Raw genomic sequence first — 21,476 nt, 5'->3', positions numbered from 1 at the left:
CTCTCTGTAAACCGTAAAAATGATTTCGTGTCCTTATCATTACTTTTTCGTTCATGTCTATTTGTTAATTTATTATAGTTATCAAATTTTTAAAAAGCAAGCCTATTTTTACTAACTATTTTCAAAATAATTTTTTATTATATTTCACAATAGCATTATGCAACTGCCACTCAATTTACCTATTTTGTCATTTCTCCAGTTTATAAATCAACGGTTCATATATAAAGTGAAACTTTAATCAGTGGGGATTTTGTTCATCCCCACTGATTATTAGCCTTCACCATTCGGGCTTTTACCGGCAGTTGATCCCCACCTAACTTCTTTGCTTTCGCTGAATTTTGAGGTAGGGGTGTTACTGCCCGTTAATGCGGGATAAATTCCCATTCTAAAACCCGTACATACTCACCTTACAAAATTATATCAATAAAATTTTTAATACAATCTTTTTGTATAACTTTCTTCTAAAGAACGTGCAACATCTTCTTCTGAAGCATTCACTTTCGCATGCTCTAACAACATTTTTGCTGCTGAAGGTAACTCTTTTTTATGTAACCAAGATTCTGGATCCCACATCTTAGAACGAATAAACGCTTTTGCACAATGAATGTAACACTCTTCTATTTCAACAACAATTCCAAGCAACGGATTACGTCCATTCGCCTGCATTTCTTTCAAAATTTCTTCGTCGTTTGTAATATACGCTCGGCCATTTATTCTGAGTGTCTCCCCAAGACCTGGAATAAAAAAGATTAGTCCTACACGTGGATTTGAAATAATATTCAAAATGGAGTCTATACGACGATTTCCTGGTCTTTCTGGAATGATAATTTTATTATTATTGAGTACGTATACAAATCCAGGTGCGTCTCCTCTCGGCGAGGCGTCACACTCCCCCAACTTATTTGCAGTAGATAATACTAGAAAAGGAGATTTAGAAAGGAAATCTACACAATGGTGGTCTAATGATGAAATAACTTTTTTCAATGCTCGCTCACTTGGTTTCCCCAATATTTTCCGTAACTCTTCCTCTGTTGAAATAATCGATTTTATTTCCATACGCTCTATCTCCACTTATAATCTCCCCTTTTTCTTTATTTTCCCAAAATTCAATACGAATATTGTATAATAAAATTTGCAGAAAGGGGAATTAAAATGACAGAGTGGTTAACAATATTTGATTCTGAAAGAAATACACTTGGGAAGAAATTACGCGATGAAGTGCATCGTGACGGTGATTGGCACGAAACATTTCATTGTTGGTTTGTAGAAAAAGATGCTAAAGATATATTCTTATATTTCCAATTACGCTCTAAAAATAAAAAAGAAGCTCCAAACATTTGGGATATTACTTCAGCCGGACATATTATGCATGATGAAGATGTACAAAGTGGTGGTCTTCGTGAAATTGAAGAGGAATTAGGGCTTTCTTTCCAAACGACTGATTTAGCATACAAGGGCATTTTTAAAATAGATTATGAAATTTCAAATCTTACGGATCGCGAGTTTTGTCATATGTATTTCCACAATGTCATCAATCCACTTCCATTCGCACCAGGTGAAGAAGTAGACGATGTGATGAAAGTACATGCAACTTCTTTTCTACAACTATTAAATGGAGAAATTTCATCTTTTACAGCTATTTCTGTTTTAAACAATAAACCAATTACAATAACATTTGAAGATATTTACCCGTATGATCTTGCATACTATGAATTTGTTATAGAGAAAGGAAAAGAATTATTAAAAAATAATAGTTTATAAATAAAATAGGACTCTTAGCATAATATTGCGTAAAGTCCTTTTTTTTATTATTGTTCAAGTATCTTTAATTTATTCTCTACTTGTATAAATAAACGAATAATTAATAACAGCATAACCACCATAATCGCTATTATTGTATGTGGATATCTAAACAGTATACTAATAACACTTCCAATTAACATCATGATGAATCCATTTTGCTTCATCACTTCTGCACTATACCTGTTACCCGCACCCCATAATTCCTTATTTTTCATAGATCGTTTCGTACGATAACCATATGCCGCATTAATATCGGTCGGTGGATTTTTTTGAAGAATAATTGCCGCAAGTATAAAAATAATACTAATCAATATGCTTATTCCTATGTTTACTAGTGCATAAATCAATTATATCCCCCCTAACTTACACTTTCATTATACGACACAAACCTTATTTTTCCAATTTATAACACATTTACTTTCTTTCTTTTGATGTCTGGAACATACTTGGAAGTGTTACAAAACGTGCCCCTTTCGTTTTTAACTGCGGAATGATTTTGTCTAGTGCATCTACAGATCCTTGTAAATGCCCACCTGGTGTTGAATGTTGGAGGATGACACTTCCAGGAAATGAATTCCCTAACACATTATTTGTAATCGTATCAGCACTCACACCTTTCCAATCAACCGTATCAACACTCCACTGTACAATCATAAAATTTTGCTCTGTGGCCCATTTTAATTGATTTTCAAGTATTTCACCGTATGGCGGACGTATAAACTTCGGTGCATAACCAGCTAAACGATTTAATATTTCTTCCGTTTTTATAATTTGATTACGGTACTCATCCTCATTTACTTTCGCTAAGTTCGGATGACTATACGTATGATTACCAATTACATGCCCTTCATTCGCAATACGCTTTACTACGTTCGGAAATTTTTCTGCGTTTTCACCAAGTAAGAAAAAAGTAGCTTTTACATTATGTTGTTTTAACTTATCTAATATTTTTGGCGTAAATTCTAAATCTGGTCCATCATCAAATGTAAGAGCTACTTCCGCTTTATTATACGGTCCTGAAAATGCGTACGCATATTTTTCAACCCATGTAAATGGTGTCCACGATCCACGATCATCTGCTTTCATTTGTACTTCATAGCTTTGAGGGATATATGCGTATGGCAATGCGCTTATATAGTCTCCATAATAAAATGAGTTATATGGCATATAAGCATACGAAACATCTCGTTCTAGTCCCCAATGATATGGGGCAAACATTTCTGGCGAATAAAAATAATACATGATAAAAAACCTCCCTAAATTTTCATATGTGATTCATCTGCACTTTGTTAGAGAAATTGTTATTCATAAACAAAAATAAGACTGTCCTTAATTAGGACAGTCTTACTGCTTACTATTATTAATAAATCGATGTACTATCTTTTGGCAAAGCTTTCACATGTTTTAAATAGTTCGTCACTTTATCATCATCATCTTGCGGATATTGATATTCATACGTGTTAGCAATTTCGTTCGCCACTTCCCTAAATAAATCACCCATGACAAAGAATGAATCCCATATGTTTTCATATTCTGCATTAGAAAATGTTCTTTTAAATTGCTCCCACATATCTTCTTCAAAATATTGCTCAAAATGCTTTCCAAACTTCCCTGTATTAACTGTAAAGTCTGTTTTCATACCAATATACCATTCTAGCATTACGATGAACATATCTCGCACTGGTCCTTCAAGCATTCCTTTTGCATAAGAAAGCTCCTCTCTCCATAACCCTTTTGCGATATTCGTACTACACCACCAAAATTCATTACAGCAATCTAAAAACTCTTTTTCTGTAGGCTTTTTTACTAAGTAATCTTTATCGCTTGCTGACGGGAATTCTTCCAGACAATTATCTTTATCAAGAAGCAGTTTACTTAAACTATCTTGTCCAACGAACTTTTGTATTAACTCAACTGGAACTAGCGTTAAATCAATCCGATTCCCATCCATGAACTGCATTAAATATGGAAACTTCCCGTCTTCATCTGGTGGAACTAACGACATTTCTTCTGGCATTTGTACAATCATTATTTCTCGAAATCTATGAATCCAATTATGATTAGACGTAAAAGATTGTATATCATTTACAACATACATAATATCATAGTCTTGAAAACAATCTCTTTTCACATTTGGATTTACACGCGATCCATTCATGATAACTGCTCGAATTCTTTCATCCTCTTTTGCTATATTTATAATTACGTCTAGCATTTCTTTTTCAGTTCTCATCTATTTATAGCCTCCAATTTTTTAATATACAATATAATGCTATGTATACTGGAGGTCCACGAGCTAATCTCGTTATACACGATACATGTTATAATTTTTGAAACTTCTTTTTCATCCCTTTTCCCTCCTTACATCACTCTTTTACAACTGCCATTCCTTTCAATTTACCAATGCTTTCTACCATTCACTTTTAATTATACAGAAAATTCTGTCTCGAATACAAAAAATAAAGAAGGGACACCTACCCCTTACAGAATAGATATCCCTTCTTTTAAAGTTAAATTTAATTCCTATGGATTAGTAGACCAAAGTCCAGCAGATTTAATAAATGTACGTTTATTTAATTTCAGCTGCGCTACGATAAATTCTGCAATATCTTCCGCTTGCATTACTTTATCAGGGTTTCCATCAGTTAATCCTAAATCTACAGCCATATCAGTTGCTACTGTACTTGGAGTTAAAGCTGTTACACGAATGTTATGTTTGCGAACTTCCATCGCTAACGATTCTGTTAAGCCAAGGACACCAAATTTAGAAGCACTATATGCACTTGTTACAGGTGCACCTTTTTGTCCTGCTGTAGATGAAATGTTAATGATATCACCAGATTGTTGTTCAATCATGCTCGGTAAAGCTGCACGAGTTGCATAGTATACACCCATTAAGTTTACTTGAATGATTTTTTCCCAATCAGCAACGTCTAGTTCTAAAAACTTACCGAATTTAGAAATACCAGCGTTATTAATTAAAATATCAATAGATCCTAAACCATTTTTTAACGTTTCAATCGCAGTTGTTACTTCTTCGTATGAAGAAACATCTGCAGTTGCAATAACAGCTTTTACGCCTTCTGCTTCTACTTCTTTCGCTACAGCTTTTAAGTTTTCTTCTGAGCGAGCTAAAAGTCCTACATTTACGCCTTCTTTCGCTAATGCAATCGCTACAGCGCGACCAATCCCTCTACCTGCTCCTGTAATTAAAGCATTTTTGCCTTGTAATAATTCTGCCAAGTATAACACTCCTTAATCATTTCAGTTATGTATTATATTAAAATTGTATCTATGTTTATGTAAAAAGGCAATGATGCACTTTCATGTGCGTAGGTTACTTATAGGTAACTATAGAAAATTACTATGCATTCATTGCACGTATTTATCATTATTCATGCAAAATAAAGACACCCTCCTCATAAAAGAGTGTCTGCGTATGAAATAAAAAATGGTTCTTTATCACTACACTATTTTTCTTCATAATTAGGAATACGTACAATAAATTCAGTACCTTTTCCTTCCTCACTCTCCACTTTTATCTCTCCTTGATGAAGGTCGAGTACTTTCTTTACAATAGCTAAACCTAAGCCACTTCCTCCATAGGCACGATTTCGTGAAGAATCCGCTTTATAAAAACGCTCAAAAATATGTTGTTTCTGTTCTTCTGATATACCAATTCCTGAATCACGGATAAGCACTTCCACTACTGTCTCATGTTCCTTTAACTGAATAGTAATTGTACCACCGCTTGGAGTAAATTTAATACTATTATGAATTAAATTAATCCACACTTGACTCATACTTTCTTGGTCAGCAATAACATGTACTTTTTCTAAATCTAGTTCTAACTCAATTTCTTTTTCAGCCCAGAGTGGTTCACTATTTAACACAATTTGCTTTAATTGTTGATCTAATCGATAGCTCACTCTTTCTGGTGTATACTCATCTGATTCTAAAAGAGTTAGCTTCAATAAGTTTTGACTTAGTTTAGATAATCTCGTTGTTTCAGTTTCAATAATGGTAAGATAATGCTTTCTTTTTTCCTCAGAAAGATTATCGTCTTGTAGTGCTCTAGCAAATCCTTTTATAGAAGTTAATGGTGACTGTATTTCATGAGAAACATTCGATACAAACTCTTGTCTCATTTTCTCCATCGTATTCAGTTCATCTGTCATATCATTTATACTTTTTACGAGCACGCCAATTTCACCATCATACTTTTCTTCATTTCTTATTTTTACGGAGAAGTCTCCTTTTGCAATTTTTTGTATCGGTTCAATAATAGTCCAAATCATCGCCTCTCGTTTTGGTCTCATTAATATTCCAATCAATGTCCAAATAAAAATAATAAATACAAAACCGACCATATCACTAATTAGAAAGGTAACAAACGGCGATACGTTTACGTCAAAAACATTCAATATACTAGTTGCTACATAAAATGCGATAGACCAAATGATAGTAAGAAAAGAAAAGAGCGCTAATACCGCTCCAAATACTTTCAGCATCTTCAACTTACTCAATCGTTTTCTTTTTCTCATTTACTTACCTCTAAGCGATACCCTAATCCTCTTATTGTTTTAATACTAAATTTCGACTGCTCTTCTTGAAACTTCTCACGTAACCGATTAATATGAACGTCTAGTGTACGTTCATTCCCTTCAAAATCATATCCCCATATTTCTTCAATTAATTGCTCTCTCGAACAAGTTCTTCCCGATTTAGACCCTAAAGTAAAGAGCAGCTCAAATTCTTTTAACGGTAACGTAACCGTTTGTTCTCCAGATGTAACTTCGAATGTTTTACGATTTAATAATACATTTCCAACTTGAATCGATTGGGAAACTGTAATTTGGTAACGTTTCAATAATGCCTTTACCCTCACTACTAGTTCTATAGGGTCAAATGGTTTTACAAGATAATCATCTGTCCCAAGGTGAAATCCTTTTACTTTTTGTGATGTTTCCCCTTTGGCCGTTAGCATCAGAACCGGGATATCATAGTATTTTCTTAATTCAAAACATACATCAAACCCATCCATATTTGGCATCATGATATCAAGAATAACCATATCAACTTTTACGTCATCCATTTTCTGAAGTGCATCTACTCCATCAATTGCCTCATATGTTTGAAAACCTTCTCGTTCTAAAAATACAGAAACGAGTTCTCTAATGTGTGGATCGTCGTCTACTATTAAAATTTTAGGTATCAAAGGAACCATTTCCTTTCTACTTAGCATCTAATATATTGTTTAAAAATGAATCATCAGTGGAGTAAAATCTCACTGATGATTCATTTTATAATGCACCCTCTTTAATTTTCAATTGCTGCGTTGCAAACTCACGATACATATCATGCGTCTGTAATAATTCATCATGCGTACCACTACCTGTAAGATTCCCTTTCTCAATAAAGACAATTTTATCTGCATCTACAACAGTAGAAAGTCTATGCGCAATAACTAACGTTGTTCTGCCTTTCATTAAGTTATTTAACGCTTTTTGAACGACAGATTCAGATTTACTATCTAAGCTTGAAGTCGCCTCATCTAACATAAGAATTTGCGGATTTCGAAGTAACGCTCGGGCAATGGCAATCCGCTGTCTTTGTCCCCCAGAAAGCTTCACACCACGTTCTCCAACTTCTGTTGCATAACCGTTTGGTAAGTCATAAATAAATGCATCAACATATGCCATTGCTGCTACTTTTTCAATTTCTTCATCCGTTACTTCGCCCTCAACGCCATAACAAATATTATCACGAATCGTTCCATCAATTAACGGACTATCTTGTGATACGTAACCGATTTGACGTCGCCATGACTCTAATGAATAACTCGTAACTGATTCTTTTCCTAATTTAATGGCACCACTGGTTGGCTCATAAAAACGTTCCAATAATGAGAATAACGTTGTTTTCCCACTACCACTTGGTCCTACAATCGCTGTCACTTTTCCAGATTCAATTGTGAAATCAATATTTTTTAAAACTTGCTCTTCTTCGTTATACTCAAAATGTACATTTTCAAGAACGATCGGTTGCTTAGCATTTGTCACTTTCACACCAGTTTCATGATCTTCTACTTCATATTCTAAAATCGTACTAATTCTTTCCGTCGCACCAATTGCCTTTTGGAATTGTGTAAAGAACATAGATAATTGACTCATCGGCATTACAATTTGAACTAAATACAAAATAAACGCTACAAGTTCACCAGTTGTTAATGCACCGCTAGAAACTCGCATCCCGCCATATCCTACGATAATAACAAGTAGTGCCATTAAAACAAACGACATAACTGGCGAAATTAATGCTTGCACTTTTCCTTCTTTCAAACCAAATTGTAATAACTTTTGTATACCTGTGTTACCCGTTTCATATTCTCTTTTTTCTGTATTTGAAGATTTCACTAAACGAATTTCTGATAACACTTGCGTTAACACACTTGTAAAAGATGCCGTTTCATCTTGAAGCGCTTTTGAAATCTTATACATTTTTCGTCCAAGTGGAACTAAAATTAACACAGACAACGGAATAACCGTTAAAAGTAACGCAGTCATTTTCCAATCTAAAACAAATAATACAATTAACGATCCAACAATTGAAATACCACCTGTTAATAAGTTTGACAAATGCTCAGAAATTAACGTTTTCACTACACCTGTATCATTTGTCATACGGCTAATTGTATCACCTGTTCTATTTTGATCGTAATAAGATACCGGCAAGATAAGTACCTTTTTCCACAAACGTTCTCTTAGTCCCGCTACAATCTTCTGCCCAATATAATTTAGTAAATATATAGACAACCCTGCCGCAATAGTTTGCATTACAAAGAAAGCAACTAATCCAACAATTTGTCCTGCACTAATTGAAGAAAGCGAAAAATTATCTACTAATCCTTTTGTAAGCATAGGAATAAATAAACTCGCTCCCGTAGAAAGCAAACTCATTAATAACGCAAAAACTAAAATTCCTTTCGGAGGATTTGTATCTTGAATAAGGCGTAAAAACTGCCTCCAACTCCCTTTTTTCTTCATTTCATTTCTAACTTCCATTCCTGTTCATCTCCTCGTGTTAAACCAAACTGTTCTTTCTAAAATTAGAATACGATACAAATGTAAACTGAATGTAAACACACTTTTTCTATTTTTACAAAATATACATAAAAACTCATCTTTACAACAGATATAAACATCTGATATTATTACCTGGTACTTAATATTATTCTATGTAAATTATAGATAAATAATTTAAAACACCATATAAATCTCCAGTTAGTGAAAGGAGTATCCTTTTTGCAAACAAATATACATTCTGAAAAGGAAACAATTATTTTTATTCATGGATTAGTTGGCAATCGTCGCGCCTTCAAAAAGGAGCAAAAACGATTTTCCGCCTCCTACAACATTATAACTTATGACTTATTAGGTCACGGTGATGATAAAGGTGAAGCAATCGACTTTTCATTACAGCGCCTCGTAGATCAATTATTAAACTTATACGAACAAGAAGGTATTAAAAAAGCTCATATTTGTGCGCTAAGTTACGGCTGTTACATCTCTACAATTTTTGCGCAAATGCATCCAGAAAAAGTATTAAGTATTTGTCATATTGGAGGACATTACAATAACCCTTCTCGTTTATATAATGTATTTCAAAATTTTTGGGAGAAGCGAGGAGATGAATACTCTAAATGGCTCTCTCAATACGCAAATACTATTTTTCCAAGTGGTATACTAAAAGCAAATCCGTTCGCAGTCATTTCAAGAAATATTTACTACCGTTTCGGATTACAATTACATTCATCCATAATTGCCCAGTCATTACGACATCGATTAGAATTCGATTTAAAATCCAAATTAAAATCACTTCCTCACCCTATACTATGGGTAATGGGAGAGCATGATCATCTCTATAAATCTTGTCTATTTGATTTGAAATCTATTTTGCCTAACGTTCTATATAAGGAAATACCTTTAGCGGGACATGCAGCGAACCTATTTCGTCCTAACTATTTCCATGACTTATATGATCGATTTTTAAATGGAAAGTTAAAATAAAAACTATTAAACTTCCAATTCATTCAACTATAAAAAGGCTTCCCAAGTTTCCTTGGAAAGCCTTTTCTCTATACAAAAAGTATATAAAACTACTTTTTCTTAGTATGCTTTTGTGTAACCAGTTAGATGTTTAGCCCAGTAAGAGTTATTAATTGAACTAATTCTTACACCAACTTTTTCATTCTCCGCACTAATGAACTGACCATTTCCTAAATAAATACCCATGTGAGAAAGACCTTTTTTATAAGTATTAGAGAAGTATACTAAATCACCTGGTTGTGGATTGCTTGTTTTTGTTTTCGAACTCCAGTATCCAGCAACATCTAAACGGCTACCTTTATGACCAGTTTGATTTAATACGTAGTAAATGAATCCACTGCAATCGAAACCTCCTTTAGGAGTTTCACCACCGAATACATATTTCGAACGATCTAAAGATCTAGCGAATCCAGCGATTGAAGATGTATCTCCACCTGTTGTTGGTTGTTGAACGTTATTTGTAACGTTGTTTACTCCGCCTTTTACAAACTTAACGAAGTCTGCACTTACGTAACCTGTGCGGCCGTTATGGTTAATTTTGTACCAACCATTTTCAGCGCCAGTAACGTTTAATACTTTACCATTTGTTACTCCACCGATTACAGCGTTGTATGTAGCTGGGCCTGTACGTACTTTTAAAGCACCAGTGTTAACAACATAAGAACCACCAGTTTGAACTGTTGTAGTATTGTTGTTTGTAGTTGGTTGTTGTGTTTGGTTAGATACAGCAGAACCACCTTTTGTTACGAAGTCTTTGCTTACGTATCCAGTTCCACCATTGAAGTTGATTTTAAACCAATCTTGTACTTCACCTACAACTTGTACTGTTTTACCTTTATTTACAGAACCTAATACTGTATGAGATGTACTTGGGCCTGTACGTACGTTAAGTGAAGAAACGTTTACTGTGTAAGTACCTGTTCCTTGTTGAACAGTCGTTCCTGTTTTGCCACCAGTCGTTACGAAGTCACCACTTACATAACCTGTTTGACCATTTACGTTTACTTTGAACCAACCATTTTCTTGTCCAACTACTTGTAGCACTTGGCCTGATTTTACTTTAGAAATAACGTTATGTCCTGTACCAGCACCTGAACGAACATTTAATACATCAGCAGTTACTGTGTATTTTAATTCAGAAGTTGTTTCTACAGTTTTTGTTTCAGTTACAGTCGTTTGAGTTTGAGTTTGAGTTTGTCCATTAATTTCTTTTAGCGCTTCATTTGAAACTTGTGCATGAGCAGAATCCATTCCTGGAACTGCAACGCCAGCTACAGAAGCTGCTGCTAAACCTGCAATTACTTTTTTCATAAGTTGTCTTTACTTCCTTTCCCTACTATCCTCTTAAAAAAAAATTAAAACTTAATACTTTACAATATTATCAAAGTAAAATATTCATCCAGTTCCATTTTTTAGCAAGAGTTTTATTTTTCACACAGAGTTCATTTTAAATGAACGAAGTGAAATCCGTGTGAACTTCATGTGAACTTTATCATTAAACACAGTGTTTTTGCAATGATTTTTTCAAATTTCTCATATATCGCATGAAAATTCGACATTTCATTTAATATCTCAATATAAAACATCCCTTTTCTATCTTTTATAAAAAATTCTATTAACCTAATACAAACTCAAGTATGTATTTCCTTATAAAGCTCCTTACATGAAGTATACTTTCATCATGACAAAAATCACTCTATTTATCAATAGTATAATATTTTTAGAAAACTAAATTTCTATACTATCTACATTTTTGAAATAATTTGACGAATTGTAAGATTTATTTCAAAAAAGCCATTTCTCCTTTAAAGAAAACACACACTATATCAATTGTTCTCTTTTTCCCATAATGGAATTTATAGGATATTTATAGTATTATATACATATCTTAATAAAAAAGAATTTTAGCGAATTGATTAAAGTTTCATTCCCTTATAAAATGAAACTTTAATCAGTAAGGGTTTTATACATCCTCCGCTAATTATTAACCCTCACCACTCGGGCTGCCCATTAATACGGAGTTTTATTGGAATAAAAAGAGGAGGCATATTTGTGAGAAATATAATAGATGATCCAATACAAAAAAACATAGAGCTATACTATGCTTTTATTCAATTCGTTTCAATGATAACATTACAAAAAGTATCAGCTATTGAAACACGTAAAAATGAATTAAAAAATCAGATGAAAAATGCCGGACAAAAAAAACCTTATTACGTATAAAAAAGGTGAACAGGTTATATTCCTGTTCACCTTTTATCAAATTATTTATAAATTTTCACACGGTCCTCTAGCGGTTGGAATTCTTTTTCACCAGCCTGTACTACCGGTTTACCAAATGGCATTTGTGCAATAAGTTTCCAATTCTCTGGAACATCCCACTCTTTTCTCACTTCTTCATCAATTAGCGGATTGTAATGCTGTAACGTAGCACCAAACCCTTCAATTTCTAAAGCTGTCCAAATTGCAAATTGTAACATTCCTGATGATTGCTGAGACCAAGTTGGGAAATTATCTTTATATAATGCAAAGTTAGCTTGAAGGCTTTCCACTACTTCACTGTCTTCAAAATATAAAACCGTTCCATAACCACTTTTAAATGCATTCATTTTTTCTTCAGTAGGTGCAAAGTTATTTTCAGGTACAATTTTTCGTAACGTTTCTTTCGTAATATCCCATAATTTATCATGTTGTTCTCCTAATAAAACAACAACGCGAGCACTTTGAGAATTAAAAGCTGAAGGTGTATGTTTTACAGCATGATAAATCACTTCTTGAATTTTCTCATCAGAAACTACTTGCTCTTTACTAATTGCATAAATAGATCTTCTGTCTTCAATTGCTGAGTAAAAATCTTTTGCCATCATAATTCCCTCCAATTTTCAATTGAGGCTATTTCATATGTATATATCATATTACGCCCCTCAAACTTATTATTAATAAGCTTATAACTTTATAATATCACAGCAACAAACAAACTCAAATAATAACACTTATATTTAGAAGCTTTTTCCTTTTTAAAATAAAAATAAAAAGACTGTTTGTTGTTATCTAAAATTAGTAACAACAAACAGTCTTACTTATGTAGCGATTTAGATTCGTATTTTACTTACTTAATTAACTAATCCAAATGCATACGACATTAACTTATTTGTCTCTGTAAAACGTTTTGTTTTATTTGATGTCCCCATGACCACTGTGATAATTCGATTATCACCTTGCTTTGCAGTCCCAGTAAAACAGTATCCTGCACTATCTGTAAATCCAGTCTTTAGTCCGTCCATTCCTTCTATATATAAACTTTTATTATTTCTATTTAACATGTCGTTTGTGCTTATAACATTAATATTATTAAATGCTAGCTGACTTTGGCGTAAGTGAGTCACTTCTAATATTTCCGGATAATCTTTTATAAGATGATACGCCAATTGCGCTACATCAGCAGCCGTCATTTTTGTTTCACTTCCATCTGGCTCTTGTAATCCAGACGCATTTGCAAATTTAGCATGTTCCGACATTTTTAACTGTTTCGCTTTTGCATCCATAAGCTGAACGAAATCTTTCTCCGATTTTGCCATATGTTCTGCTAAAGCCACAGCTGAATTATTAGCTGACTCAATCATTAATGCATGATATAAATCTTTAACAGTTAATGTGTCATTAACTTGTACTGGGATTCTCGCTCCCTCTGTTTGTGCCGCCTTCGCACTCATTTTCACTGGATCTTCCCAGCGAACTTTCCCGTTATGTATACTCTCTAGTAGAAGATACGCTGTCATCATCTTAGACATACTAGCCGGTGCAAAAGCTTCATTTTCATTATATTGATAAATAATATCTCCATCACTCGCATCGATAATCATAGCTGCTTTTGCGTTAATTTCTGGTGGGATGTACTTTGGCGGGACTACTTTTTCAGTAAATCCTGCTTTAGGTAGTTCTGCCACTTGCAAAGGTTGTCCTTCTACATTCGCTACGCTTTTTTGATTTCCTTGGAATAAGAACCAACATATCCCTAAAATAATGACTAATAGGACTGTCATCCTTCCCCATTTTAACCGATTCATTTCAAAACTCCTTTAGCAAACCTTTTATACACTCACATTTAACCTTAACAACAATTCCTTTATATAGTCAAGGTAAAAGGTATATTTATTCATAGTACAGCAATGATTATTTTAATTTACTTATGTTAAACTTACAATGTTGAAACGTAAGAATATTCAATAATAAAATCTCGTAAATAAAGCGAAACTTTAATCAGCCCCCAATCGGGCTACCCGTCAAATAGCGAGATAAACTATTTAATAGAAGGGATTCATACAAATGCTACTTCCAAAATCATTAAAATACGGAGACACAATTGGGATCTACTCCCCTTCTTCACCAGTAACCTACACTTCACCAAAGAGATTTGAACGAGCAAAATCTTACTTACAACAGAAAGGGTTTCATATATTAGAAGGTTCATTAACAGGTCGATATGATTTTTATCGTTCTGGTAGTATACAAGAGCGTGCTGAGGAGCTAAATGTCTTAATAAGAAATCCTAATATTTCTTGTATTATGTCAACAATTGGTGGGGTGAATTCAAATTCAATATTACCTTATATTGATTATGATGCTTTTCTAAAGAACCCTAAAATAATGATTGGGTATTCAGATGCAACTGCTTTATTACTAGCAATTTACGCCAAAACAGGAATCCCTACATTTTATGGACCAGCTCTCGTCCCTTCCTTTGGCGAATTTGAACCTTTTGTTGATTGCACATACAAATATTTCGCTGAAACTTTACTACATGATCATTCTCTTCCTTATCATATAAAACAACCATTATTTTGGTCAGATGAATTTATTAATTGGGAAGAAAAGACAAAGGAGAAAGAACTTCGACCAAACGATTGGATTTCAGTAATTGATGGAAAAGCTACCGGGCGTATTATTGGCGGGAATTTAAACACGATACAAGGAATTTGGGGTAGCCCCTATATGCCACATATTCAAGAAGGTGACATTCTCTTTATTGAGGACAGTTCAAAAGATGCAGCTACTATTGAAAGAAGCTTTTCATTACTTAAAATTAACGGTGTATTCGATAAAATTTCAGGTATCATTCTTGGAAAACATGAGCAATTTGATGATTGTGGTACAAATCGAAAACCTTTTGAAATACTATTAGAAGTACTTCAAAATCAAAGAATTCCTTTTCTAGCTGACTTCGATTGTTGTCATACACATCCAATGATTACCATGCCTATCGGTGTTCAAGTAGAGTTGGATGCAACAAATAAAACGATACATATTGTAGAACCTTGGAAAAAATGAATGCATGGCTTCTATTGTCTTACAATAAAAGCCATGATACTATATACTTTGGAATGTGAAAGATTAAACAAAATACGTTCCAATATCTATTATTAGGAAAAGATAGATATAAATATATATTTATATGTAAAAGAGAGTGAATAAATGAAACCAACTATTAAAAATTACGTATTTTTACATGTAGCTTTTTTGATATATTCTATCATTATGGTTTACATGAAATGGGCAGCTAAATTCCCCATTGCTTCCATCTCATTTTTTGTTGCTTATTTCGGATTAGTTATACTTTTATTCGGATATGCAATTTTATGGCAACAAGTAATTAAACATTTCGAAATTTCAAAAGCATATTCACATCGCGGGATTATTATACTGTGGTCAATGCTTTGGTCAGTATTTCTATTTGGAGATACGATTCAGTGGAATCATCTACTTGGTGCAGCTATTATTATCGTCGGAATTGTGGTGGTGACAAAAGATGAATAGTTATATGTTATTATTTATTTTCGGGATAATTTTAGCTAATTACTCACAAATATTATTAAAAAAAGCTACTTTGCAACAATACGATTCTAGAATAAAAGAATATGTGAATCCTTATGTTATTATCGGCTACTCTTTATTTGTAATTAACGCCGGATTAAATGTTATCGCCATGAAGGGCATGGCATTAAAACAAGCATCAGCATTAGAATCCTTAAGTTATATCATCATATTAATTTTTGGTTGGTATTTCCTAGGAGAAAAAATAACGAAACGTAAACTCATCGGCAACATGATTATTATCGTTGGTGTAATCGTTTATTGTATCCAATAGTAAAAAGCTCCGTTTATCACAAACGGAGCTTTTTACTATTGACCTAAATTTTGCACTTTATCTTTCAAATCTCGAACTTGATCTACCGTCTGCATAAGCTCAGAGTTTTTAAATTGCTCTACATCCACTTTCCCTTCTTCTATCTTTGTCATCGCCGTATCAATTAACGTATTTAACTTTTCGTTATATCCGACGATTTGTTGATGAAGATCCTTTGCTACATCAGGTGGCGTTAATTCATTGAATGCGGGTATATCTTGTTTAATTTCACTAAGCTTCGTTTCTAATTCTTTTCGAGCCTCACTATCATTGACGGCCTTTTCTGCTAATGCTGGTGCATCATTTGCAAATGCACTTATTTCATTTACATAGTCTGTCGCCTTTTGAGCATAATCTATGGAGTTCTTTCCTTCTTCCACTATTGAACATCCCATTAAACCAATTGAAACTATAAATACTAATAAAATTGATTTTATTTTCATTTTAGACTCCCTTCGTCTTTATCATTGTCTGTAATTTTCTCTATACATAACTTCTAGCTAAATTGTTTATAACCTTTTTCAAATAGCTATTTATCCTCTTACATGCCCTATTATCGTTACAACATCTATTTCTATATGTACGCTTATAATATCTTCAATTATATCCATATATCCTTGTCCTATAGCTGTTCCATAGTGTAATGTAAGCCCTTTCTTTTCATACACTGACTTTGGCACTGAAAAAATAAATCTCCTCAAGTTTCTTTCATCAGCTGGTTCCATAATTAAAACAATCCCATCCTCATCAAACATATACGCTCGCCCTCCAACTTTACATTCACTATGGCTCAGTATTGCCTTGGTCAGCAAAATTTAAAACATAATAAGTTAAGATACTCTCTGCTCCATCATAAAGTGAAACTTTAATTAGCCCTCACCAATCGTTTTTTACTGGCAACAAGGCCCCAACCTAACTTCATTCCTTTCACTCAATTTTGAGATGGGGTTTTACTGCTCGGCAAATAGCGGGATAAAAATAAAAAGCATTCATTCTTTTTTGTTAAGAATGAATGCTTTTTAAAAAATCAATTTCTAACTCTAGCATCTTTTTTTGACGAGGCTTTACTTTTCTTACGGGAACTCCAGCATAAATATACCAATCATCTAAACTCTCTTTTACCATACTCATCGCGCCGACTGCCGTACCTTCTCCTACAGTTACATTTGGAAAAATAATAGAATTAGCACCAATAATCACATGTTTTTTTAAAATAACTTTTTCTGCTTTCACATTCCTATATTGATTTGGGACGGTTGGCCCCATTAATGTATTTCCACTGAAATCATCAAGTACTGCATATACGATTGTTTTAGCTGAGATATTTGCAAAATCATGCATTTCAATCCCAACTTCCCCTCCATATAACGCTGTATACGCTGATATGTGCGAATAACTTCCAATTGTGATCTTACCACTTAAAATGCAAAAATCATCAATTCTTACATGATTACCTACTGATATAGCACTCGGATTATATATACTTGCTTTTTTACTAACCAATACATTTTTCCCAACAGATAAAAATCCAATTTTCTTTAGTTCTTCTTGGCTATAAAAACTATTCATCTGCCCAAACCACCTTCTGCCCTAAACAGCTTACAATTTGTTCTACTATTTCTTCCGTCATTCCTTCCCATAAAGGTAAACTTACGATTCGTTTTGCTATTTTATTCGTTTTTGTTAAATCTGTAGACTTATAGTTTCTAAAAAGAACTTGTTGGTGGCAAGATGGTGAAAAGTATAATCTAGCTTCTATTTTCTGTTTTTTCAGTTCTTCTATTACTTGTATGTTGCGAACTTCTTCTGGACAAATGATAGGCATAAATTGGTGAATAACTGCTTCTGTCTTTTGGACTTTCCACCCTTTTTTCATTAACCCAGTATTTTGTAACAACTGTTTATACCATTCAGAAATAAGGGTGCGTTCTTTTAATTTTTGATCCCACTTTTTTATAGTCGCAATCCCAATAGCTGCTGCGTATTCAGACATTTTACAATTAAACCCCATCATCGTACATTCACGATTTTTATCAAATCCGAAATTCCCCATTCTTTTAATACGTTGTATATCTTCTTCGTTTTTACTATATATGAGCCCTCCTTCACCAATTCCGAACGGTTTTGTTGCATGAAAGCTATATACGATCATTCCACTAAAATCTTGACCGTAATGCATCCCTCCATTCATTAAACCAAATCCCGGCGCCGCATCTACGACAACCGGAATCCCCTTCTTCTCTAATTCTTCATATTCTTCTAAGTTCATCCATGATCCAAAAGTGGCGTACGGGACAACAATCGCAACCTCTTCTTTTAATTCTTCTATCTTATGCAAAAGTACGGTTTTATCCATATACCAATCATCTATTGAAATATCAATAAAGTAAGGTTCCAATCCACACCAAATAGCGGCTAAGGCAGTCGCAGGGAATGTAAAGCTAGGCATGAGAGCATACTTTCCCTTTCTTCTTTTCTTTAGTTGAATAGCCGCCATTAACCCTAACGTTGCGTTTGCTACTGTTGTAACAGCTCCCCTTTTTTGAAAAAATGACGACATAATTGTTTCCTCAAAACGTTGATTTATAGGTCCATAATTCGTATATATGTGAGATGTATCAATTTCCTTCAATTCGTCCAAATACTCACTTACAGGTACAGTTGAAGCACGTAAAAAAGGAATATTCTCCATATCTATCTATTCCTTCCTATCATTTTCGGACAATATAGAGCATATCTGTTTCAGATAATCCAAATTTCCTAGCGCTTTTCATTCCTTGTTTTTCCGCTATGTTATATAATTCTACCTTAAATCCTGCATTCATTAATCGTTGAATAAATCCTGATTGATTATAAATTCTCACATGATCTTCTTGACCAAAAGCTAATTTCCTTAATTGTGGAGTTACAATTAATTCATTCTCTATAATAGAATCCACATTCATTACGATTGGTACTTGAATAATTCCCCATCCACCTGGCTTTAGAACCCTATATAACTCTCGCATTGCTTTATCATCATCAGGAACGTGTTCTAACACATGGCTACATAATATTACATCAAAAGTATTACTATCATATGTAATTCTTGTAACATCAATTTCCTTCATTAATGGATCCTTCGGTTCTAAGTCACCACATACATACGTAATATTTTTATACTCGTTAAACCAATCTCTTAATTTCGCTTCAGGTGCAATATGAAGCATAGTATAGTTTCTACTTAACAAGTCCGTTTCCGTTTCAATGTACACCCGATACAATCTTTCACGATCCATCGAACTACAAATTGGACATATACCTGTATCTTTATTCCACATCTCAAATTTATATTTTGGAAAATCATAATGTGCTGGCCAAGGGGAAAATTGTTCAAATTGTTGATTGCAATATTGACAATAACAACATTCTTTCTCGAATATATGAGCAACTAACTTGTTTAACCCTTTTTTTATCTTTTCATTATAAATTTGATCTAGCTCCCCATTTCTTACAGCATCCTTAACTATAAATCCCGCATTTTCTAAACAATAAGATAAACTCTCTTTATAATCTCTTTCAGAACTTAAAAATCCACTATTATACGCATCAATAATCAATTCAATCCACTCTTCAATTGTCATTAAAATAAAATGCATTTGTTTTTGATTTTGTCCACTATGTTGTCTAAAATAACTAAGAGGTTCTTGTATATAAACTACTTTTCCTTTCCTCATCATATCTAGCCAAGTTGCAATGTCATTAATAGCAGAATAAGCCTTTCCTTTAAAATATCCAAACTTCCCGTCAAACAAATCCCGATTAAACAAAACTGTTGTCGGCTCACCAACTACATTTTTCAAGTTTTTTAACATATAATTTCCTAATTCTTTTCCTTCAAAAAGTGTAGTTTCTTTCGCGATTTTCATATTTAATGTTGAAGGTGGTAATACCTCTCCATCCCCATCAATCAGTTCACGATATGACGTCACAAATGAAATATTTTCTAACGTCAAAAAGTATTTCATCATTTTCTCGATCTTTTCATGATGAAATAAATCATCATCTAATAAAAAGTTTATATAGTCCCCATTCGCAAGTTCTACACACTTATTAAAGTTTTCGGCAACTAACGGCGTTTCATTTTTAACATATGTAATACACTCATATTCACGTAAATACGGTTGAATCATAGCATTGACTTCATTATTTGTACTGTCGTCAGAAATAACAATTTCAATATTCTCATATGTTTGATTTAGAGCGCTGTTGAGTGCCAATTCCAAGTAATAAGGTCTATTGTACGCAGGAATAAGTATGCTTACTTTCGGTAAAGGCGAATTATTATTTATATGTTGTTTTTTCTTTTCTATGTTTATTTTCTTTTCTTTAATTTTTTGATAATAGTCTAATGTATATAATATCGATGATGGAACTATCCTTCTTGCGTAATCTAGAAAATTAGTCATCGCTTTGTCTAACTCTTTTTCGGTGGATAAGAAACCATATTTTTCTCCTGCTAGAATACTATGTGAAAAATCTTCTAATCCATCCATCATTTTATTAGATTCATTTAACTGTTGATCTGGATGTAATCGAAAGTAACTAAGTGCCTCTGCTATATATACTGCTTTTCCTTTACTTAATAAAGATAACCATGAAGCTATATCTACGTTACATAGATACCTCCTCTTATCAAAAATCCCAAACGGTTCTTGTAAATCATTTTTACGAAATAAAACTGTTGTCGGTTCTCCGATATAATTTTTTTGATCCACAATTACCTTATTTCCTAATTCTGTTCCCTCTATAATCGTATCTTCCTCAAATAAACGGACAGTCGAATAAATATGTCGCAGTTCTTTCCCTTTACCATCAATTACTTGACGATGAGATGTTACAAGCTTAATTTCATTATCTAAATCATTGAAAAAATACTTCATCATTTTTTCAATTTTCTTTACATGAAATACATCATCATCCATTAAAAAATTTATATACTCACCGTTCGCTTCATTAAATAACATTAACGCATTTTCAAACTGTCCAAGAGTTGATTTATTTTTTATATAAATAATATTTGAATGATCACATAAGTATTTTTGTAACACTTTTTCTGTTTCATCATTCGTGCTGTCATCTCCGACTAAAATTTCTATATTAGGGTACGTTTGTTCTAACACACTACATAACGCCTTTTCAAAGTAACGAGGACGATTATACGTAGGAATTAATACACTCACCAACGGAAGTTGCTCTACCACCTCTTCAGTTCTTTCAATACGAGTTCTCATTTTAACTCTCTCACCTCTTCGCATATTATTTATATACGCGACACAAAAATCACATTACTTTAACTGTATGGAGCCTATATACTTTTATGCAAACATGAAACAAAATAT

Annotated in this window: 22 protein-coding genes and 1 other annotated feature (1 of these 23 running past the window's edge); of the genes, 6 read left to right on the top strand and 16 right to left on the bottom strand. The window is 33.3% G+C overall.

Annotation, left to right across the window (positions count from 1 at the left end; translation table 11 throughout):
- Positions 1–49 (bottom strand) — a binding site (T-box leader) (it extends 183 nt beyond the left edge of the window).
- Between the two features lie 383 nt (positions 50–432).
- Positions 433–1,071: a pyridoxamine 5'-phosphate oxidase family protein gene (locus AXW78_RS09555; RefSeq protein ID WP_000402131.1), complete on the bottom strand. Its 639-nt coding sequence runs from the start codon at positions 1,069–1,071 to the stop codon at positions 433–435.
- An 81-nt stretch (positions 1,072–1,152) separates the two neighbouring features.
- Here AXW78_RS09555 and AXW78_RS09550 point away from each other — a divergent pair, with 81 nt between their 5' ends.
- Positions 1,153–1,761 carry an NUDIX hydrolase gene (locus AXW78_RS09550; RefSeq protein ID WP_000141385.1) on the top strand — a complete coding sequence of 203 codons (609 nt, stop codon included), beginning with the start codon at positions 1,153–1,155 and terminating at the stop codon, positions 1,759–1,761.
- 47 nt (positions 1,762–1,808) lie between these two features.
- Here the strand turns inward: AXW78_RS09550 and AXW78_RS09545 are convergent, their stop codons facing one another.
- The 7 genes from AXW78_RS09545 to AXW78_RS09515 form a co-directional block, all read right to left on the bottom strand.
- Positions 1,809–2,150, bottom strand: a complete 342-nt coding sequence (locus AXW78_RS09545; RefSeq protein WP_000638563.1) for an SdpI family protein — start codon at positions 2,148–2,150, stop codon at positions 1,809–1,811.
- A gap of 67 nt (positions 2,151–2,217) precedes the next feature.
- Positions 2,218–3,045, bottom strand: coding sequence for a peptidoglycan-N-acetylglucosamine deacetylase (locus AXW78_RS09540; RefSeq protein ID WP_061884071.1), 828 nt, complete (start codon positions 3,043–3,045; stop codon positions 2,218–2,220).
- Between the two features lie 118 nt (positions 3,046–3,163).
- Entirely contained in the window at positions 3,164–4,036 is an 873-nt protein-coding gene (locus tag AXW78_RS09535) for an aminoglycoside 6-adenylyltransferase (RefSeq protein ID WP_061884070.1), read from the bottom strand.
- Between the two features lie 290 nt (positions 4,037–4,326).
- Positions 4,327–5,046 carry a 3-ketoacyl-ACP reductase gene (locus AXW78_RS09530; RefSeq protein WP_000818985.1) on the bottom strand — a complete coding sequence of 240 codons (720 nt, stop codon included), beginning with the start codon at positions 5,044–5,046 and terminating at the stop codon, positions 4,327–4,329.
- Between the two features lie 227 nt (positions 5,047–5,273).
- Positions 5,274–6,347 (bottom strand): envelope stress sensor histidine kinase HitS, encoded by a 1,074-nt coding sequence (gene hitS, locus AXW78_RS09525; protein ID WP_001231607.1) that lies wholly within the window; start codon positions 6,345–6,347, stop codon positions 5,274–5,276.
- Positions 6,344–7,021, bottom strand: a complete 678-nt coding sequence (gene hitR / locus AXW78_RS09520) for an envelope stress response regulator transcription factor HitR (protein ID WP_000612414.1) — start codon at positions 7,019–7,021, stop codon at positions 6,344–6,346. Before hitR ends, hitS begins: the two co-directional genes overlap by 4 nt.
- A gap of 85 nt (positions 7,022–7,106) precedes the next feature.
- Positions 7,107–8,867 carry an ABC transporter ATP-binding protein gene (locus AXW78_RS09515; protein ID WP_061884069.1) on the bottom strand — a complete coding sequence of 587 codons (1,761 nt, stop codon included), beginning with the start codon at positions 8,865–8,867 and terminating at the stop codon, positions 7,107–7,109.
- 240 nt (positions 8,868–9,107) lie between these two features.
- Here AXW78_RS09515 and AXW78_RS09510 point away from each other — a divergent pair, with 240 nt between their 5' ends.
- Entirely contained in the window at positions 9,108–9,872 is a 765-nt protein-coding gene (locus AXW78_RS09510) for an alpha/beta fold hydrolase (protein WP_001194306.1), read from the top strand.
- A 99-nt stretch (positions 9,873–9,971) separates the two neighbouring features.
- Here the strand turns inward: AXW78_RS09510 and entFM are convergent, their stop codons facing one another.
- Positions 9,972–11,222, bottom strand: a complete 1,251-nt coding sequence (gene entFM / locus AXW78_RS09505) for an enterotoxin EntFM (RefSeq protein WP_061884068.1) — start codon at positions 11,220–11,222, stop codon at positions 9,972–9,974.
- A 741-nt stretch (positions 11,223–11,963) separates the two neighbouring features.
- On the opposite strand from entFM, the gene AXW78_RS09500 reads away from it, so the two are divergent.
- Entirely contained in the window at positions 11,964–12,134 is a 171-nt protein-coding gene (locus AXW78_RS09500) for a hypothetical protein (protein ID WP_001244278.1), read from the top strand.
- Positions 12,135–12,175: 41 nt separating this feature from the next.
- Here AXW78_RS09500 and AXW78_RS09495 read toward each other — a convergent pair whose 3' ends face one another.
- Both AXW78_RS09495 and AXW78_RS09490 read right to left on the bottom strand, forming a co-directional pair.
- Positions 12,176–12,778, bottom strand: coding sequence for a nitroreductase family protein (locus tag AXW78_RS09495; RefSeq protein WP_002163947.1), 603 nt, complete (start codon positions 12,776–12,778; stop codon positions 12,176–12,178).
- A 246-nt stretch (positions 12,779–13,024) separates the two neighbouring features.
- A complete protein-coding gene (locus AXW78_RS09490) occupies positions 13,025–13,978 on the bottom strand; it encodes a D-alanyl-D-alanine carboxypeptidase family protein (protein WP_001080880.1) in 954 nt (317 codons plus the stop codon).
- 259 nt (positions 13,979–14,237) lie between these two features.
- On the opposite strand from AXW78_RS09490, the gene AXW78_RS09485 reads away from it, so the two are divergent.
- From AXW78_RS09485 to AXW78_RS09475, 3 genes are all read left to right on the top strand, one after another.
- A complete protein-coding gene (locus tag AXW78_RS09485; protein ID WP_000926323.1) occupies positions 14,238–15,239 on the top strand; it encodes a S66 family peptidase in 1,002 nt (333 codons plus the stop codon).
- Positions 15,240–15,383: 144 nt separating this feature from the next.
- Positions 15,384–15,725, top strand: coding sequence for an EamA family transporter (locus AXW78_RS09480; protein WP_000805125.1), 342 nt, complete (start codon positions 15,384–15,386; stop codon positions 15,723–15,725).
- On the top strand, positions 15,718–16,056 hold the full coding sequence (locus tag AXW78_RS09475) for an EamA family transporter (RefSeq protein WP_001089868.1): 339 nt from the start codon (positions 15,718–15,720) through the stop codon (positions 16,054–16,056). The genes AXW78_RS09480 and AXW78_RS09475 overlap by 8 nt, the downstream gene beginning before the upstream one ends.
- A 35-nt stretch (positions 16,057–16,091) precedes the next feature.
- On the opposite strand, the gene AXW78_RS09470 is transcribed toward AXW78_RS09475, so the two are convergent.
- From AXW78_RS09470 to AXW78_RS09450, 5 genes are all read right to left on the bottom strand, one after another.
- Positions 16,092–16,538: a DUF6376 family protein gene (locus tag AXW78_RS09470; protein WP_000695203.1), complete on the bottom strand. Its 447-nt coding sequence runs from the start codon at positions 16,536–16,538 to the stop codon at positions 16,092–16,094.
- 90 nt (positions 16,539–16,628) lie between these two features.
- Positions 16,629–16,850: a hypothetical protein gene (locus AXW78_RS09465; protein ID WP_000459099.1), complete on the bottom strand. Its 222-nt coding sequence runs from the start codon at positions 16,848–16,850 to the stop codon at positions 16,629–16,631.
- Between the two features lie 247 nt (positions 16,851–17,097).
- Positions 17,098–17,664, bottom strand: coding sequence for an acyltransferase (locus tag AXW78_RS09460; RefSeq protein ID WP_001084185.1), 567 nt, complete (start codon positions 17,662–17,664; stop codon positions 17,098–17,100).
- Positions 17,657–18,787: a DegT/DnrJ/EryC1/StrS aminotransferase family protein gene (locus AXW78_RS09455; RefSeq protein ID WP_000427962.1), complete on the bottom strand. Its 1,131-nt coding sequence runs from the start codon at positions 18,785–18,787 to the stop codon at positions 17,657–17,659. The genes AXW78_RS09460 and AXW78_RS09455 overlap by 8 nt, the downstream gene beginning before the upstream one ends.
- A 19-nt stretch (positions 18,788–18,806) precedes the next feature.
- A complete protein-coding gene (locus tag AXW78_RS09450) occupies positions 18,807–21,368 on the bottom strand; it encodes a glycosyltransferase (RefSeq protein ID WP_061884067.1) in 2,562 nt (853 codons plus the stop codon).
- Positions 21,369–21,476 lie beyond the last annotated feature (108 nt).

This window comes from Bacillus thuringiensis (genome assembly GCF_001595725.1).
Classification (GTDB): domain Bacteria; phylum Bacillota; class Bacilli; order Bacillales; family Bacillaceae_G; genus Bacillus_A; species Bacillus_A thuringiensis_K.
The sequence above is the reverse complement of the archived record's forward strand: the minus strand, read 5'-3'. Positions and strand labels throughout refer to the sequence as shown.

Excerpts from the sequence above, each read along its gene's own strand:
- AXW78_RS09490 (WP_001080880.1), bottom strand. The coding sequence starts at position 13,978 with ATGAATCGGTTAAAATGGGGAAGGATGACAGTCCTATTAGTCATTATT.
- entFM (WP_061884068.1), bottom strand. The coding sequence starts at position 11,222 with ATGAAAAAAGTAATTGCAGGTTTAGCAGCAGCTTCTGTAGCTGGCGTT.
- AXW78_RS09455 (WP_000427962.1), bottom strand. The coding sequence starts at position 18,787 with ATGGAGAATATTCCTTTTTTACGTGCTTCAACTGTACCTGTAAGTGAG.
- AXW78_RS09450 (WP_061884067.1), bottom strand. The coding sequence starts at position 21,368 with ATGAGAACTCGTATTGAAAGAACTGAAGAGGTGGTAGAGCAACTTCCG.
- AXW78_RS09460 (WP_001084185.1), bottom strand. The coding sequence starts at position 17,664 with ATGAATAGTTTTTATAGCCAAGAAGAACTAAAGAAAATTGGATTTTTA.
- AXW78_RS09485 (WP_000926323.1), top strand. The coding sequence starts at position 14,238 with ATGCTACTTCCAAAATCATTAAAATACGGAGACACAATTGGGATCTAC.
- AXW78_RS09470 (WP_000695203.1), bottom strand. The coding sequence starts at position 16,538 with ATGAAAATAAAATCAATTTTATTAGTATTTATAGTTTCAATTGGTTTA.
- AXW78_RS09550 (WP_000141385.1), top strand. The coding sequence starts at position 1,153 with ATGACAGAGTGGTTAACAATATTTGATTCTGAAAGAAATACACTTGGG.
- AXW78_RS09475 (WP_001089868.1), top strand. The coding sequence starts at position 15,718 with ATGAATAGTTATATGTTATTATTTATTTTCGGGATAATTTTAGCTAAT.
- AXW78_RS09480 (WP_000805125.1), top strand. The coding sequence starts at position 15,384 with ATGAAACCAACTATTAAAAATTACGTATTTTTACATGTAGCTTTTTTG.
- AXW78_RS09515 (WP_061884069.1), bottom strand. The coding sequence starts at position 8,867 with ATGGAAGTTAGAAATGAAATGAAGAAAAAAGGGAGTTGGAGGCAGTTT.
- AXW78_RS09540 (WP_061884071.1), bottom strand. The coding sequence starts at position 3,045 with ATGTATTATTTTTATTCGCCAGAAATGTTTGCCCCATATCATTGGGGA.
- AXW78_RS09535 (WP_061884070.1), bottom strand. The coding sequence starts at position 4,036 with ATGAGAACTGAAAAAGAAATGCTAGACGTAATTATAAATATAGCAAAA.
- AXW78_RS09465 (WP_000459099.1), bottom strand. The coding sequence starts at position 16,850 with ATGTTTGATGAGGATGGGATTGTTTTAATTATGGAACCAGCTGATGAA.
- AXW78_RS09495 (WP_002163947.1), bottom strand. The coding sequence starts at position 12,778 with ATGATGGCAAAAGATTTTTACTCAGCAATTGAAGACAGAAGATCTATT.
- hitS (WP_001231607.1), bottom strand. The coding sequence starts at position 6,347 with ATGAGAAAAAGAAAACGATTGAGTAAGTTGAAGATGCTGAAAGTATTT.